The sequence below is a fragment of the Paraburkholderia sediminicola genome (assembly GCF_046027355.1).
Lineage (GTDB): Bacteria > Pseudomonadota > Gammaproteobacteria > Burkholderiales > Burkholderiaceae > Paraburkholderia > Paraburkholderia sediminicola_B.
Map to the genome: position 1 here is coordinate 591,031 of NZ_JAQQEK010000001.1, position 16,374 is coordinate 607,404.

Annotated in this window: 14 protein-coding genes; 11 read left to right on the forward strand and 3 right to left on the reverse strand. The window is 64.2% G+C overall.

Annotated features, from left to right (window positions below):
- The first annotated feature begins 78 nt into the window (after window positions 1-78).
- Window positions 79-1,269: a M20 aminoacylase family protein gene (locus PQR42_RS02735; protein WP_408211032.1), complete on the forward strand. Its 1,191-nt coding sequence runs from the start codon at window positions 79-81 to the stop codon at window positions 1,267-1,269.
- A gap of 66 nt (window positions 1,270-1,335) precedes the next feature.
- Entirely contained in the window at window positions 1,336-2,637 is a 1,302-nt protein-coding gene (locus tag PQR42_RS02740) for an MFS transporter (protein ID WP_408211029.1), read from the forward strand.
- Between the two features lie 45 nt (window positions 2,638-2,682).
- Here the strand turns inward: PQR42_RS02740 and PQR42_RS02745 are convergent, their stop codons facing one another.
- Window positions 2,683-3,507 (reverse strand): IclR family transcriptional regulator, encoded by an 825-nt coding sequence (locus tag PQR42_RS02745; protein ID WP_408211026.1) that lies wholly within the window; start codon window positions 3,505-3,507, stop codon window positions 2,683-2,685.
- Between the two features lie 205 nt (window positions 3,508-3,712).
- Here PQR42_RS02745 and PQR42_RS02750 point away from each other — a divergent pair, with 205 nt between their 5' ends.
- From PQR42_RS02750 to PQR42_RS02790, 9 genes are all read left to right on the forward strand, one after another.
- On the forward strand, window positions 3,713-4,417 hold the full coding sequence (locus PQR42_RS02750) for a FadR/GntR family transcriptional regulator (protein WP_408211024.1): 705 nt from the start codon (window positions 3,713-3,715) through the stop codon (window positions 4,415-4,417).
- Window positions 4,418-4,484: 67 nt separating this feature from the next.
- Window positions 4,485-5,375 (forward strand): L-threonate dehydrogenase, encoded by an 891-nt coding sequence (gene ltnD / locus PQR42_RS02755; RefSeq protein WP_408211021.1) that lies wholly within the window; start codon window positions 4,485-4,487, stop codon window positions 5,373-5,375.
- Between the two features lie 13 nt (window positions 5,376-5,388).
- Entirely contained in the window at window positions 5,389-6,699 is a 1,311-nt protein-coding gene (gene otnK / locus PQR42_RS02760; protein WP_408211018.1) for a 3-oxo-tetronate kinase, read from the forward strand.
- Complete coding sequence (gene otnC, locus PQR42_RS02765) at window positions 6,696-7,358, forward strand: 3-oxo-tetronate 4-phosphate decarboxylase (protein WP_408387562.1); 663 nt, start codon at window positions 6,696-6,698, stop codon at window positions 7,356-7,358. Before otnK ends, otnC begins: the two co-directional genes overlap by 4 nt.
- A 77-nt stretch (window positions 7,359-7,435) precedes the next feature.
- A complete protein-coding gene (locus PQR42_RS02770) occupies window positions 7,436-8,773 on the forward strand; it encodes an MFS transporter (protein WP_408211012.1) in 1,338 nt (445 codons plus the stop codon).
- Window positions 8,774-8,842: 69 nt separating this feature from the next.
- Window positions 8,843-9,631, forward strand: a complete 789-nt coding sequence (gene otnI / locus PQR42_RS02775; RefSeq protein ID WP_408387563.1) for a 2-oxo-tetronate isomerase — start codon at window positions 8,843-8,845, stop codon at window positions 9,629-9,631.
- Window positions 9,632-9,648: 17 nt separating this feature from the next.
- A complete protein-coding gene (denD, locus tag PQR42_RS02780; protein WP_408211006.1) occupies window positions 9,649-10,629 on the forward strand; it encodes a D-erythronate dehydrogenase in 981 nt (326 codons plus the stop codon).
- Between the two features lie 376 nt (window positions 10,630-11,005).
- Entirely contained in the window at window positions 11,006-12,208 is a 1,203-nt protein-coding gene (gene pcaF, locus PQR42_RS02785) for a 3-oxoadipyl-CoA thiolase (RefSeq protein ID WP_408211205.1), read from the forward strand.
- A 508-nt stretch (window positions 12,209-12,716) separates the two neighbouring features.
- A complete protein-coding gene (locus tag PQR42_RS02790; RefSeq protein ID WP_408387564.1) occupies window positions 12,717-13,289 on the forward strand; it encodes a hypothetical protein in 573 nt (190 codons plus the stop codon).
- A 131-nt stretch (window positions 13,290-13,420) separates the two neighbouring features.
- Here the strand turns inward: PQR42_RS02790 and PQR42_RS02795 are convergent, their stop codons facing one another.
- Both PQR42_RS02795 and PQR42_RS02800 read right to left on the reverse strand, forming a co-directional pair.
- Window positions 13,421-13,801 (reverse strand): DUF2917 domain-containing protein, encoded by a 381-nt coding sequence (locus PQR42_RS02795; RefSeq protein WP_408387565.1) that lies wholly within the window; start codon window positions 13,799-13,801, stop codon window positions 13,421-13,423.
- Window positions 13,802-14,145: 344 nt separating this feature from the next.
- Window positions 14,146-16,134 (reverse strand): sigma-54-dependent Fis family transcriptional regulator, encoded by a 1,989-nt coding sequence (locus PQR42_RS02800; RefSeq protein ID WP_408387566.1) that lies wholly within the window; start codon window positions 16,132-16,134, stop codon window positions 14,146-14,148.
- Window positions 16,135-16,374: the final 240 nt, after the last annotated feature.

Sequence of the window (16,374 nt, forward strand, 5' to 3'; positions counted from 1 at the left end):
TTCGAACAAAACGGCGTGGCTATAGTGCTCGCCTGTTTGCCGCGTTTTGATGCGGCCTGAATCCATGGAGCCATAGAGATGAGCGAAGCCGCGCGTTTTACCGAAGTGTCCGACCTGGCGCCCGCCGCCGAAAGCCTGCGCGAGATTCGCCATCACATTCACCACCATCCGGAACTGGCTTACGAGGAACACCAGACGAGCGCGCTGGTCGCCGAGAAGCTCGAGCAATGGGGCTGGCAGGTCACGCGCGGCGTCGGCCAGACGGGCGTGGTGGGCACGCTGACAGTAGGCGACGGCAAGCGCAGCATCGGCATTCGCGCCGATATGGACGCGCTGCCGATCATCGAGCAAACCGGTCTGCCGTATGCGAGCGGCACGCACGGCAAGATGCACGCATGCGGCCACGACGGTCACACCACGATGCTGCTCGGCGCCGCGCAACGTCTTGCGGCGACGCGCAACTTTTCGGGCACGGTGCATCTGTATTTTCAGCCGGCCGAGGAGAGCGGCATCGACAGCGGCGCGCTGAAGATGATCAACGACGGACTGTTCGAGCGCTTCCCCTGCGACGCCGTATTCGGCGTGCACAACCATCCGGGCGAAGAGCCGGGCGTGCTGCTGTTCCGCAAAGGGCCGTTCATGTCGGCGGGCGACAAGGCGATCATCACGATCGAAGGCGTCGGCGGCCACGCGGCGCGTCCGCATCTCACGGTCGATCCGGTCGTGGTGGCGGCGAGCATCGTGATGGCGTTGCAGACGATCGTCGCGCGCAACGTGGATCCGTCGCAACCGGCCGTGGTGACGGTCGGCTCGATGCACGCGGGCACCGCGAACAACGTGATTTCGAGCAGCGCGAAGCTGGAGTTGAGCGTGCGTTCGTTCAGCCCGGAGGTGCGCGCGTTGCTCAAGAAACGCATTACCGAACTCGCCGAATCGCAGGCCGCGAGCTATGGCGGCAAGGCGGTCGTGGAGTACATCGAAGGCTATCCGGTGGTGGTCAATTCGGATGCCGAAACGGACTTCGCGGTGGAGGTGGCGCGCGAACTGGTCGGCGACGACAAGGTGGTGGCGCAGACCGACATCCTGATGGGCAGCGAAGACTTCGCCTTCATGCTGCAGAAGCGGCCGGGCACGTTCCTGCGCATCGGCAACGGCGCGGGCGAAGACGGCTGCATGGTGCACAACCCGCACTACGACTTCAACGACCGCAATCTGCCGGTCGGCGCGGCGTTCTGGACGCGGCTGGTGGAACGCTATCTGGGCCAGTGATCGAGCCTGCAAGCCACGCCGCAGTCAGCCAGCCCCCACAACCATAACAACGAGGAAGACCACGCGATGAATACCACGACCAATGCGAGCCACGCCGTTCAGGCGAGCCGGCCCGCCAGCCGCGGCGCGATCGCCGCCGCGGTGATCGGCAACTGGCTCGAGTTCTTCGACTTTACCGTGTACGGTTTTTTTGCCGTGATTATCGGCAAGCTGTATTTCCCGTCGGCGGATCCGACCACCTCGTTGCTGTTGTCGGTGGCGACGTTCGCGGCGGGCTTCATCACGCGGCCGCTCGGCAGCGTCATGCTCGGCGTGTACGCGGACCGCAAGGGCCGCAAAGCCGCGCTCAATCTGACCATCATGCTGATGGCGGTGAGCACCGGCCTGATCGCGATCGCGCCGACCTATGCGCAAATCGGTCTCGCGGCGCCTTTGCTGATCGTGCTGGCGCGTCTCGTGCAAGGCTTCTCGCAAGGCGGTGAGTTCGGTGCGGCCACGTCCACGCTGCTCGAACAGGGCGGCGGCACGCGGCGTGGCTTTCGCGCGAGCTGGCAACTGGCCACGCAAGGCGGCGCGGCGCTGATGGGCTCGGGTATCGCGGCGGCGCTGTCCGGCGCGTTGCCGAAAGAGTCGCTGGAAAGCTGGGGCTGGCGCATTCCGTTCCTGCTCGGCGTGTTGATTGCACCGGTCGGCATGTACCTGCGCCGCCGTTTGGCCGACGACGCGGCCAGCGCCCACAGCCACGCGATCGAACGCGGCGTGCTGCACGAACTCTTCACTAGCCATTTGCGCCCGCTCATATTGATCACGCTGACGGTGATGGGCGGCACGGTCTCGACCTACATCCTGACCTTCTACATGCCGACCTACGCGATCCACACGCTCGGCCTGCCGATGTCGCTATCGATGCTGGTGGGCGTCGCCTCGGGCTTCGTGATGCTGGTCACGTGCCCGCTGTTCGGCATGCTGTCGGATCGTATCGGCAGCCGCAAGCGGCCGATCCTGTTCGGACGCGGCGTGCTGGTGCTGCTGCTGTTTCCGGCCTTCATGCTGATCAACCGCTTTCCGCAGTTGCCCGTCATCATGTCGCTGACCGCGCTGATGCTGCTGTTCTACTCGATGGGTTCGGCGTCGGAATTCGCCTTGATGTGCGAATCGTTTCCGCGGCGCGTGCGTGCCACCGGCATTTCGATCGCGTATGCCTTGAGCGTGTGCGTGTTCGGCGGCACCGCGCAGCTCGTCGCGACGTGGCTGATCAAGCTGACCGGCAGCAAGCTGGCGCCGGCCGGTTATGTGGCGGCGTGCGTCGTGGTGTCGTTGATCGCGGTCTCGATGCTGAAGGAAACGGCGGACAAGCCGATCGATTGATTGCTCGAACAGGGCGCCGTCATTGCGCGGCGCCCGTCGTCGGGATTACCCGCGCCGTGCCACCATCTCCGAGACGGTTTGCGCGGCGTGCTGCAGTGGTTCCAGAAACGCCTTCACCATCTGCCTGGACGAATTGCGCTGCGCGTTGCCGCTGATATTCATCGCGGCGATCACGCGTCCCTGGCGATTGCGAATCGGCGCGGACAGCGAAATCAACCCGCCTTCCAACTCCTGATCGACGATCGCCCAGCCCTGGCGGCGCACCTGCGCGATCAGCTTCTTCAACTCTTCCTTGTCGGTGACCGTGCGCGGCGTGTGCGCGTAGAGCGGCGCCGAACTCAGGGTCGCCTCGAGCGTTTCGTCGTCGAGCGCGGCGAGCAGCACGCGGCCCATCGACGTGCAATACGCCGGCAAGCGGCTGCCGATCGACAGGTTGATCGTCATGATCTTGTGCGTCGGCACGCGCAGCACGTAGACGATCTCGGTGCGATCGAGCACGGCTGCCGAGACGCTCTCGTGAACCTGCGCTGACAGTTGTTCCATCACCGGCTCGGCGAGGTTCCAGAACGGCATCGAGGTCAGATACGCGAAGCCGAGGTCGAGAATCTTCGGCGTGAGGCGGAACAGGCGCCCTTCGGCTTCCACATAGCCGAGCGTCTGCAGCGTCAGCAAAATGCGGCGTGCGCCGGCGCGCGTGAGGCCGGTGGCGGCGGCGACGTCGGTGAGCGTCTGCTCGGGGCGCGTGGCGTCGAACGCGCGGATCACGGCGAGGCCGCGCGCGAACGACTGCACATAAGAGTCGCCCGGTTTGTCCGGGGCCGGTTCGACGCTGACGGGAACGGCGGAAGACGGCGGCAGGGCTTTGCTCATGGGCCTTGAAAGATGCGTTCGAGGAAGTGCGGACCCGCGCCGCGCTTGAATCCCCCGCGCGGCGCGCTAAAGGCGTGACGATAGCTTAAGCCTTCTGTTTCGCCAACTTTGCCGCCCGATGCACAAAAATCCCAGGGTTTGCATGGATGCAGGCGGCATCTAAAATTTGTATGATGACCCGATAACATGATCAATCGAGGCATCGATGTTCGACAAGATTCCTGCGAGAGCGTTGAGCGACACCGTCGCGCAGCAGCTTCTCAAGCAGATCGACAAAGGCACCTTCGAGCGCGGCGGCAAGCTGCCGACCGAGGCCGTGCTGGCGCAGCAGTTCGGCGTGAGCCGCACGGTGATCCGCGAGGCGATCTCGCGGCTGAAGAACGAGGGCGTGGTCGAGCCGCGTCAGGGCAGTGGCGTGTTCGTCGCCGCGCACGGCACGGTCCGGCCGCTGCGTATCGACTACGCGGAAGCGGTCGAGCCCGGTTCGGTAGTGCAGATTCTCGCGTTGCGCCGGGCGATCGAAGCGGAAGTCGCGTCGGAAGCCGCCATGCGCCGCAGCGACGCCGACATGATGTCGATCGACGCGGCGCTCGCGAAGATCGACGAGGCCGTGGCCGAAGGCGAGGACGGCGTGGCTGAAGACGTCGCGTTTCATCGCGCGATCGCGGCGGCCACCGGCAATCCGTATTTCCTCAAAACCCTCACGTTCCTGAATCAGTACCTCGAAGCCGGCACGGTCGTCACGCGCCGCAACGAAGCGTTGCGCGAGGACTTCTCGCGCCAGGTGCGCGAAGAGCATGCGGCAATCGCCGCCGCGATTCGTGCGGGCGATCCGATGGCGGCGCGCAATGCGGCGCGAACGCATATGTACAACGCGGCACGGCGTCTCGCGGAAGCGGGGATTTGCTGAGCTGTACCGCTGAGCGTCGGTGCTCAGTTTCAGGCGCGAGCGCCCAACGAATTCATAGAGGTCAAGCATGTCCAGAAATGTCGGTGTCATCGGTCTTGGTGCAATGGGCCTGGGTGTCGCGCGCTCGCTGCTGCGCGCGGGTCTGCGGGTCCATGCGTGCGATCTGCGCAGTGAGGTCCTGAATGCGTTCGTCGCGGAAGGCGGCGTGGGTTGCGCGACGCCAGCCGAACTCGGCGCGCAGTGCGAGGTGGTCGTCACGCTGGTCGTGAATGCCGCGCAAACGGAGGCCGTGCTGTTCGGCGAGCAGGGCGCGGTCGCCGCGATGAAAAAGGGCGGCGTGGTGATCGCCAGCGCGACCGTGGCGCCGGACTTCGCGATCGAACTCGGCAAGCGGATCGAGGCGGCCGGTTTGCAGATGCTCGATGCGCCGGTCTCAGGCGGCGCGGCGCGCGCCGCGTCCGGCGAGATGACGATGATGACGTCCGGTCCGGCGGCGGCCTACGCCGCGTGCGAGGACGTGCTGGCCGCGATGGCCGGCAAGGTGTATCGCCTCGGCTCCGAGCATGGTGCCGGGTCGAAGGTGAAGATCATCAATCAGTTGCTGGCCGGCGTGCATATCGCGGTGGCCGCCGAGGCGATGGCGCTCGGCTTGCGCGAAGGCGTCGATCCGGATGCGCTGTACGAGGTCATCACGCATAGCGCGGGCAATTCGTGGATGTTCGAGAACCGCGTGCCGCACATTCTCAACGGCGACTACACGCCGCTGTCGGCCGTCGATATTTTCGTCAAGGATCTCGGCCTCGTGCTCGACACCGCGCGGCGCTCGAAATTCCCGCTGCCGCTGTCGGCGGCGGCGCATCAGATGTTCATGATGGCGTCCACGGCCGGTCACGGTGGTGAAGACGATTCCGCGGTGATCAAGATTTTCCCCGGCATCGAAGTGCCGGCGGCGAAGTGAACTGGGGAGCGTCATGACGGCTACTACGAAACGCGCGCTACTCGGCTGCATCGCCGACGACTTCACCGGCGCCACGGACCTCGCCAACATGCTGGTGCGCGGCGGCATGCGCACCGTGCAGACCATCGGCGTGCCCGCGTCGAATGAAACGGTGGAGGCCGACGCGCTGGTAGTCGCGCTGAAATCGCGCACCATTCCCGCTGACGACGCGGTCGCGCAATCGCTCGCCGCGCTCGACTGGTTGCGCGCGCAAGGTTGCCGGCAGTTCTTTTTCAAATACTGCTCGACGTTCGATTCGACCGACGCGGGCAATATCGGTCCAGTCACGGATGCGCTGCTCGACGCGTTGTCCGCGGACGGCAACGCCAGCGCGTTCACGATCGCCTGTCCGGCATTCCCCGAGAACGGCCGCACGATCTTTCGCGGCCATCTGTTCGTCGGCGACACGTTGCTCAATGCGTCGGGCATGGAAAACCATCCGCTCACGCCAATGCGCGATGCGAACCTCGTGAGCGTGCTGCAACGTCAGACCCAATCGAAAGTTGGTCTCGTGCGTTATGACGCCGTGGCGCGAGGCGTGTCGGCCGTGCGCGAATCGTTCGATACGTTGCGCCATGAAGGCGTGCGCATGGCGATTGCCGATGCCGTATCCGACGCCGACCTCTACGTACTCGGCGAAGCCTGCGCCGACCTCGCTCTGATCACCGGTGGTTCCGGCGTCGCGTTGGGTTTGCCGGCCAACTTTCGCCGTGCGGGTTTGCTGGAAGAACAGGCCGACGCCGCGCAGTTGCCGCGAGTCGACGGATTGTCGGCGGTGCTGGCCGGCAGCGCATCGAAAGCGACCAACGCCCAGGTGGCGGAGTGGCGCGCCACACGGCCCGCGTTTCGCATCGATCCACTCGCGGCGGCACGTGGTGAGAACGTCGTCGAACAGGCGCTGGCTTTTGCGCAACCGTACCTGGACAAAGCCGAGCCAATGCTGATCTATGCCACCGCCACGCCCGACGAAGTCAAGGCCGTCCAACGCGAACTCGGTGTGAACGAAGCAGGGCATCTGGTTGAAAACACGTTGGCTGCGATTGCGCGCGGTCTGCGCGAGCGCGGCGTGCGCAAGTTCGTGGTAGCGGGCGGCGAGACCTCAGGCGCCGTCGTGCAGGCGCTCGACGTGCACACGCTGCGGATCGGCGCACAGATCGATCCCGGCGTGCCGGCCACCGCGACGACCGGCGCGGAACCGCTCGCGCTCGCCCTGAAATCCGGCAACTTCGGCACGACCGACTTCTTCGAAAAAGCGCTGCGTCACCTGAACGGAGCCGCGCAATGACCGGCGCGCCCGCACTCCATACGACGAACGAAGCGCGCACCCGCGAGGAAATCTGCGTGACCGGCGCGAGTCTCTATCAACGCGGCTACACGGTTGGCACCGCCGGCAACATCAGTGCGCGGCTCGACGACGGCTGGCTGATCACGCCGACCGATGCCTGTCTCGGCCGCCTCGATCCCGCCGGTATCGCCAAGGTCGATCTCGACGGCAACGCGGTGTCCGGCGGCCGGCCGTCGAAAACGCTGGCGCTGCATCGTGGCATCTATGCGCGCAACGGCGAAGCACGCGGCATCGTCCACACCCATTCGACGCATCTGGTCGCGCTGACGCTCGCGGGCGTCTGGCGCGAAGCCGACGTGCTGCCGCCCATCACGCCGTACTACGTGATGAAAGTGGGCCACGTCCCCCTGATCCCTTACAAGCGGCCAGGCGACCCCCAAGTCGCCGAACAGATCGCCGCGCTCGCCGACAGCGTTCGCGCCGTGCTGCTCGAACGTCTCGGTCCGGTGGTGTGGGAGCGTTCAGTGGCGCAAGCCGCGTATGCGCTCGAAGAACTCGAAGAGACCGCGCGTTTATGGTTGCTGACGAACCCGCGGCCCGCGCCGCTCGACGAAGCCGCACTCGAAGAACTGCGCACCGTGTTCGGCGCGCGCTGGTAGTCGTAGCCGACAAAACAAAGTTAGGCCACGTTGCGCTCAACACGCCGCGTCAGGCCATCCACTGAAGGAGACAATGCATGACTTCGTATCAAGCCACATCGAGCCAGCCGATTGCAGTCGACGCCGCCGGACAACCCGGCGCCGCCGAAGTCGAGCGTACGTATAAGAAAGTATTCTGGCGCATCGTGCCGTTTCTGATGCTGTGCTATGTGGTCGCTTATCTGGACCGTGTGAATGTCGGCTTCGCGAAACTGCAGATGTCGCAGGACCTGGCGTTCAGCGAAACGGTGTTCGGCCTCGGCGCCGGCGTGTTCTTCATCGGCTATTTCCTGTTCGAGTTGCCGAGCAACATTCTGATGCACAAGCTCGGCGCGCGTATCTGGATCGCGCGGATCATGATCACGTGGGGCTTGCTGTCGGCCGTGTTCGTGTTCGTGAAGACGCCGATGCAGTTCTACATCTTGCGCTTCCTGCTCGGCCTCGCCGAAGCCGGTTTCTATCCCGGCGTGATCCTGTACCTGACTTACTGGTTCCCGTCGCATCGGCGCGCGAAGATCATCGCGGTGTTCATGTCGGCGATTCCGGTGTCGGGCATCTTCGGCAATCCGCTGTCCGGCTGGATCATGCAGACGTTCCACAACAGCTCGGGTTTCGCGGGCTGGCAGTGGATGTTCCTGATCGAAGCGATTCCCGCCATCGCGATCGGCATCGCCACGATCCTGTATCTCGACAACGGTATCGCCGCCGCGAAGTGGTTGAACGAACGCGAAAAGCGCTTGCTCACCGATGAAATCGCCGCCGCGCAGCCGCAGGAGAAAACCCAGAAGCATTCGCTCGGCGCGGTGTTCCGCGATCCGCGCACGTGGTGGATGTCGCTGATTTATTTCGCGTTCGTCACCGGGCAATACGGCCTGACGTTCTGGATGCCGACGCTCGTTAAATCGACGGGGGTGACGGGCGCATTCAATATCGGCCTGCTGAGCGCGATTCCGTTTCTGTGCGCGATCGTCGTGATGAATCTGATGGGACACAGCGCCGACAAGCGCCGCGAGCGCCGCTGGCATCTGATCGTGCCGGCGCTGTTCGGCGCGGTCGGCTTCACGGTGGCGGCTTCGTTCGCGGATAACACGGTGGTGTCGATCGCGTTTCTCTCGCTCGCCGCCGCTGGTGTGCTGACCTGCGCGCCGCTGTTCTGGTCGCTGCCCACCGCGTTCATGTCGGGCGCGACGGCGGCGGCCGGCATCGCGATCATCAATTCGATCGGCAATCTCGCGGGTTTCGCGAGCCCTTATATGATCGGCTATCTGAAGGACCTCACGCATAGCACGCAGACCGGCATGTACGTGCTGGCCGGCATGCTGGTGATCGGTGCGATCGCCACGTGGCTCACGCCGGCCAAACTGGTCAACCGATAAATCGACACTCACGCGCGGCATGGGTCGCTGCCGCGCGCCGCATCAAACCGTTTTCAAGGAGTTGCTGCCATGCCTCGCTTCGCCGCCAACCTCACGATGATGTACAACGAGCACGCTTTCCTCGACCGTTTCGCCGCCGCGGCGCAAGACGGCTTCGAGGCGGTCGAGTTTCTGTTCCCCTACGATTTCCGCGCCGACGAGATCAAGGCGCGGCTCGACGCGAGCGGTCTGACGCAAGCGCTCTTCAATGCGCCGCCCGGCGACTGGGCCGGCGGCGAGCGCGGCATTGCCTCGCTGCCCGGCCGCGAAGACGAATTCCGTCGCGGCATCGACACCGCGCTCGACTACACGCGCGTGATCGGCAATCGCAAGCTGCATGTGATGGCCGGCCTGATCGGCGCGGATCAGCCGCGCGCCAAACATCGCGAGGTGTACCTGAACAATCTCGCGCATGCCGCCAAGGCCGCGCAAGCCGAAGGCATCACTGTCGTGATCGAGCCGATCAATACGCGCGACATGCCGGGCTTTTTTCTGACCCGTCAGGACGAGGCGCAAGCGATCTGCGCGGAAGTCGGCGCGCCGAATCTCAAGGTGCAATTCGATTGCTACCACTGCCAGATCGTCGAAGGCGACCTCGCAGTCAAACTCAAACGCGATATGGCCGGCATCGGCCACATCCAGATCGCGGGCGTGCCGGAACGGCATGAACCCGACACGGGCGAACTGAACTATCCGTATCTGCTCGAACTGATCGACTCGCTCGGCTACGACGGCTACATCGGCTGCGAATACCGGCCGCGTGCGGGCACCTCGGCCGGTCTCGGCTGGTTCAAACCGTATCTGAACGCGACCCGCTAACAAGGACGAAACCCATCATGAAAGTACTGATTACCGGCGGCGCGGGTTTTCTCGGCCAGCGTCTCGCGCGTGAACTGCTCGCGCGGGGTTCCCTGAAAGACACGCAAGGCACGCCGCAAGCGATCACCGAACTGGTGCTGCTCGACGTGGTGCAAGCCAACGATTTCGGCGACAGCCGCGTGCGCACGGAAGTGGGCGACATCGCCGAGCGCAGCGTGCTCGAGCGCGTGATCGACGACAAGACCTCGGCGATCTTCCATCTGGCCGCGATCGTGAGCGGCCAGGCTGAAGCGGATTTCGATCTCGGCATGCGCATCAACCTGGATGCGTCGCGATTGCTGCTGGAAACTTGCCGGCAGCGTGGCCACCGGCCGCGCGTCCTGTTCACGAGTTCCGTGGCGGTCTATGGCGGCGAACTGCCCGCGGTCGTGCAGAACGACACTGCGCTGAATCCGCAGTCGTCGTATGGCGCGCAGAAGGCGATCGCGGAGTTGCTGCTCAACGATTACGCGCGGCGCGGTTTCGTCGACGGCCGCGTGGTGCGCCTGCCCACCATCAGCGTGCGGCCGGGCAAGCCGAATGCGGCGGCGTCGTCGTTCGCGAGCGGCATCATTCGCGAGCCGTTGAATGGCGAAGCGGCGGTGTGCCCGGTCGCGGGCTCGACGCGCCTGTGGCTGCTGTCGCCACGCAAGGCGATCGAGAGCCTGATCGCCGGACTCGAACTCGATTCGGCCGCGCTCGGTAACCAGCGCGTGCTGAATTTGCCGGGCATTTCAGTGAGCGTCGACGAAATGGTCGCCGCGCTGCGCGAGGTCGCGGGCGAGGCGGTCGCCGGGCGGATCGTGTTCGAGCCGGATGCGCGCGTCGAAAAAATCGTGGGTAGCTGGCCGGGACGGTGGGATACGTCCCGCGCCGAAGGGTTGGGGTTGAGCGGCGAGCGCAGTTTTGCCGACGTCATCCGCAGCTATATCGAGGACGAGCATATCCAGACCCGGTAGAACCCCACGCAGTCTTCAGCCCCGTGCCGGCGCCTTGAAAACAGGGCCGCCGGTACGGGCGCGTCATTCGTCAGACCCATTGCAAGAACGGCCGCGGCCTGCACGTATTCCCTGGTGCAGGCCTGGCCGCGCTTGACATGGTTTCGGCCACGCGCCTATTATCGTGTCTAGTTGTTCGATATATGACCGTCTGTTCGTAGAAAGAACAAATGGTCGCAATCTCGAGCCCATCGTTCATCATCCTGCGCTAAGCTGAACTGACGCGACAGCCGCCTTGCAGCCGCTTCCCGTCGCGCTTGCCGGTGCGTCCGGTCCGCGCCACGCCGGCAATCCGGCCGCGGCGCAGCGCATGCAGTACATCAACTGGAGACATCACATGACCGAAGCATTCCTGTGCGACGCGATTCGCACCCCCATCGGCCGCTATGCGGGTTCGCTGTCGTCGGTGCGCGCCGACGATCTGGGCGCCGTGCCGCTCAAGGCGCTGATGGAGCGAAATAAGGACGTCGACTGGAACGCGATCGACGACGTGATCTACGGCTGCGCGAACCAGGCCGGTGACGACAACCGCAACGTCGCGCGCATGTCGCTGTTGCTGGCCGGCTTGCCGCAAGGCGTGCCCGGCACGACGGTGAACCGGCTGTGCGGTTCGGGCATGGACGCGGTCGGCATCGCGGCGCGCGCCATCAAATCGGGCGAGGCCGCGTTGATGGTGGCGGGCGGCGTGGAAAGCATGAGCCGCGCGCCGTTCGTGATGGGCAAGGCGCCCACCGCGTTTTCGCGCCAGGCCGAGATCTACGACACGACCATCGGCTGGCGTTTCGTCAACCCGCTGATGAAGAAAATGTACGGCGTCGATTCGATGCCGGAAACGGGCGAGAACGTCGCCACCGACTACAACATCAGCCGCGCCGATCAGGACGCTTTCGCCGTGCGCAGCCAGCAGAAAGCGGCGCGCGCGCAACGCGACGGCACGCTCGCGCAGGAGATCGTCGGCGTGACGATCGCGCAAAAGAAGGGCGATCCGATTACGGTGCTGCAAGACGAGCATCCGCGTGAGACGAGCCTCGAAACGCTCGCCAAGCTCAAGGGGGTGGTGCGTCCGGACGGCACCGTTACGGCTGGCAACGCGTCGGGCGTGAACGACGGCGCGGCGGCACTGCTGCTCGCGAATGAAGAGACAGCGAAGCGCTTCGGCCTCACGCCGCGCGCTCGCGTGCTGGGTATCGCCACGGCCGGCGTCGCGCCGCGCGTGATGGGCATCGGCCCGGCGCCCGCCACGCAAAAACTGCTGGCGCGTCTGAACATGACCATTGATCAATTCGACGTGATCGAACTGAACGAAGCGTTCGCTTCGCAAGGCATCGCGGTGCTGCGCGCACTCGGCGTGGCCGACGACGACGCCCGCGTCAATCCGAACGGCGGCGCGATTGCACTCGGCCACCCGCTCGGCATGAGCGGCGCGCGTCTGGTGACCACGGCGATGTATCAACTGCATCGCACGCAAGGCCGTTTTGCGTTGTGCACGATGTGTATCGGCGTCGGCCAGGGCATTGCGATCGCGATCGAGCGGGTGTGATGGTTTAGCTGCCTGGACCGCGCTTCGGTTGAAGCGAGATGAAACAGCCTCGTCGCTCACGCGACGAGGCTGTTTTTTTTGTGCCGCGCGAGGAAGGTGTGGGTATCGAATGCATGTCTAATCTCGGTTAAAAAACGACTTTGATTATGTTCGAATAAAGCGGAGCATTCATGGTCCATTCGACTGCCGTGCAGTATGCGTTTAATGCTGTCTGCATTTAAAACAGGTCGCCCATTATGAATGGCCGACGAAATAGCGCGGTGTGTCAACTGACAGGAAGGCGCTGTGACGCTGCGCCGCGGCTCTTTTCGTGACGCCACGTATTCATTTGAAAATCACAATTCAATCAATTGCAGGTTGTTGTAAGGCATGTAAAATCGTTTGAGTCGTACCTTTTGATAACTATCATCCTGAAGATACGCGGGCGCTCATGGCGTTAAGAGCCGGCATTCCGCCGTTTCAGATCGCCGTCACGCCGGATCAAACAATTTTTTCAAGGAGCATGCAAGTGAAGGCAACGACGATTGGAGCAGCGTTGATGGTCGCGGCGTTTGCCGCAGCGCAGCCGGCATGGGCGCAAGATGCCATGGCCAGTGCCGCGCAAGGCGTCGTCAGCGCGGTGGAGCCGGTGCATGTGAAGGCGCAGATCGTCGGTATCGATCCGGGCAGCCGCACGCTCACGCTCAACGGGCCGGACGGCAACGCGGTGGTCGTGCTCGTGAGCCAGCAGGTGTCGGGATTCGACAACCTCAAAGTGGGTGATCAGGTGGACGTGCTCTACAAGAATGCGCTCCTCGTGAAGGCCGAAAAGGTCACCGGCAAGGACAAGGGCATTCGCGCGCGTGTCGACACGCAGGTGTATGCCCAGGCCTCGGGCGGCTTCGAATCGGCGCGCCAGATCGAAGTGCTCGCCACCGTGCAGAAGATCGATCGCAAGAAGCGTCTGGTCACGCTGCGCGGCGCGTATCAGACGCAAACGCTCGAAGCCGGTCCCGACGTCGATCTGAAGGACGTCAAGGTCGGCGATACGATCCACGCGGTATTCGTGTCGGCGGCGGCCGTGCAGGTGACACCGAAGTAACGTCGCAAGCGGTCGGGCCGTCTTGCATGATTGCGTGTTCATGCAAGACGGCATGCCAGCCAAACACCCCTCATTGCAGGGGTGTTTGTTTTTTCCTGCCGCGCGCAAAAGCCTCGCCGTCACGTGCGCGGCTAACGCGGCGCAGGTGGCCCCAGACTCAACCACGTGAGCCGTCCCAGCCAGCGTCTGAACAGGCCGCCTCGCGCCGGTAGCGCGTAGCTCAACGACACGCGCGCGGCGCATTCGCCATCCGTGCTGAGCCACACACGCTCGCCGCGTTGCAGCTGGAAGGTGTGGCCCGGATCGAGCCAATGATCGTAAGGTGAACTGACGCGTGTGAGCCAGAGGCGCGCGCCTTGCACGGCGAGCGTACTATCGGCTTCGACACGCCAGGTCACCGTCGCGCCTGGCATGATTGAAAAATGCAGCACCAGCTTCGGCAGACGGTCGTCTTGCCGATACGCCACCAGACTCGATTCGTCATCCATGCACTGCGGGCTTGCCTGATCCATCTCGTTCTCCGTCATCAAGCCGGCTGACGGAGGCGCCCACAAAACAAAAGGCCCCTTCCGTTACCGGCGGGGCCTTGGGGATGTGTTACGCAGATTCAGACTGCTAACGCGCACGCACTCCCAATGGCCAGCCGATGATGGCTCGCTTCGGGTGTGTAATCGCATTCGCGATGGAGATGTGCGTCAACATGAGATTGAGTGTGCCGTTTTGCCGCAGGTCTTGTCAATCGAAAAGATCGCAATCCGTTCGAACGGGGACGCCAGATGGAATACGAAAACGCGTAGTGCTGATGACGACCGTCGCGTTTTGCGCGTGGTCGCGCGTCACGCTGACAGTTGGTGCTTCAACGTCGATGCGGCGCGACGATGCCCAGCGACGCGATGCGTCGATACAAAGTGGCGCGTGATATGCCGAGCGCTTGCGCCGCTGCGTTCGGCCGCCATTGATGGCGTGTAAGCGCGTCGATGATGCGTGCGCGTTCCTCGCGCGGGTCCTGCCGTGCGTCCCGCTGCCGGCCGTCATGCGGAGCGATCCGCAACAACGTCGGTTTGTGCGCGGTCTCAGGCGTGAGCAATGCCGCTATATCCGGCGCGACATGTCGCAATTCCACGCGTGCGCCGTCGCAGATCGCGCAGGCGTAGCGCAGCACATTGCGCAACTGGCGAATGTTGCCCGGCCATGCGAAGCCCACCAGACGCTCGGCAAGTTGTGGGTCCAGCGTGAGCACGTGGCCGGCCATTTGTGCTTCTTCGTCGAAGACCGCGTCGATCACGTCGCGGATATCAGCACGCTCGCGCAGCGGCGGCATCGGCAGGGACGCACCGCTCAGCCGGTAATAGAGGTCTTCGCGGAACGTGCCGGCCGCGACCATCTGCGCGAGATCACGGTGCGTGGCGCAAATGACGTCGATATCCACGCGCACGGGTGCATCGCCGCCGAGTGGTGTGACTTCGCCTTCGGCCAGCACGCGCAGCAGCCGCGTTTGCAGATCGAGCGGCATGTCGCCGATCTCATCGAGAAACAGCGTACCTGTATGCGCCTGCGCAATCTTGCCGCGTGCACCGCGGCTGCGTGCGCCGGTGAAGGCGCCGGGCGCGTAGCCGAACAACTCGCTTTCGATCAGCGATTCGGGAATCGCGCCGCAATTCACCGCGATAAACGGTCTCGCGCGCCGCGCACCCGAATCATGCACCGCGCGCGCGAACACTTCCTTGCCGACACCGGTTTCGCCGAGAATCAGAATCGGCAGACGTTTGCCCATCACGCGCAACGCGACGGCGGCGTTGTGCGCGATCTGCGGATCCGCGCTGTGCAGGAAGCGTCCGAGCGCACCGAGTTGCAGATCGTCTTGCGACGCGGTTTGCGACGATCTTGCGGCGCCGTCGTGCATCGTGGACGCCGAGCGCGAGACGCGCCTGAGCGGCGCGCGAATGCGCGCATACAGCGTCGTCCCGGTCGCGCGCAGGCGCAAGCCGACAATCGCATCCGTGCGCGCGACGTCGTGCAGGTGCGAGCCCGATGTGTCGAATACATCGTCGATATGGCGCGGACCGTTCAGCGCCGGGATGCACTCGCGCGCCTTGCGATTGGCGGCGACGAGATTGCCGCATTCGTCGAAGGCGATCAGCACTTCGGGCTGCGCCTCGACAAAGTTGCGGCTCGAATGGCCGAACAGAATCCAGTGCTGGGTGGTTTGATTGAGGAAGTAACCGTCTTCGATCAGACCGGCGCTTTGCCGCACGAGTTGAAATACGAGCCGCTGACTGTCGCGGTTATCCGGCGACTGCACGGCGGACGCATCGAGCACGCCGATCATCTCGCCGGTCGGCGCGAAAATCGGCGCCGCGCTGCAGGTGAGCGTGGTGAACGCCGCGCGGAAATGATCGGTCTTGTGCACGATGATCGGCGCGAGATCGGTCAACACATTCGCCACGCCGCACGTGCCTTCCTCGCGTTCGGACCAGCACGAACCGATATACAGGCCCGCATGCTTGAAATCGCTGCGGCGTTCGCGGTCGATCCGGTAGTCGATGGTGACGCCGTGCGCGTCGGTGAGCATCACGCAATAGTCGGCGACACGAATCATGTCGTGCAGACGTGTCAGGCATTGGCCCGACGCACGCAGAAAGGCTTCTTCCTTGCCTTGCACTTCGCGCAATTCCGCCGACGTCAGCACGCGCGGTCCGATCACGGCGCCCGGGTCGAGCCGGTACTGTTCGAACGAGCGCTGCCACGACGAGACGAGCCGCGGAGAATCGGCAGGCGCGGGCAGGCGTCCTTCAATGGCGCCACGCACGCGGTCGATGTGCTGGGTCTGCGAGACGTAAGGCATGGTCGGCTCCCGGCGAGCGACACACAGTGAGATCAGGGTGTTCTTGTATCACATCCGGGTTGATGAATCACACTGCAATGCAGCACGCGAGACGCGTGAGACGTTTGTCTCAGTCTCAGGTGAGACGGCTTGACCTGTGGCGCAGATCGAGGCGGGTAAAGGGTTTGCGACGCGTCTTCGAACTGTTCGGCCACGCTGCGAACGTCGCACGCGCCAGGCGTGAGACGCCTGGAACGCTGC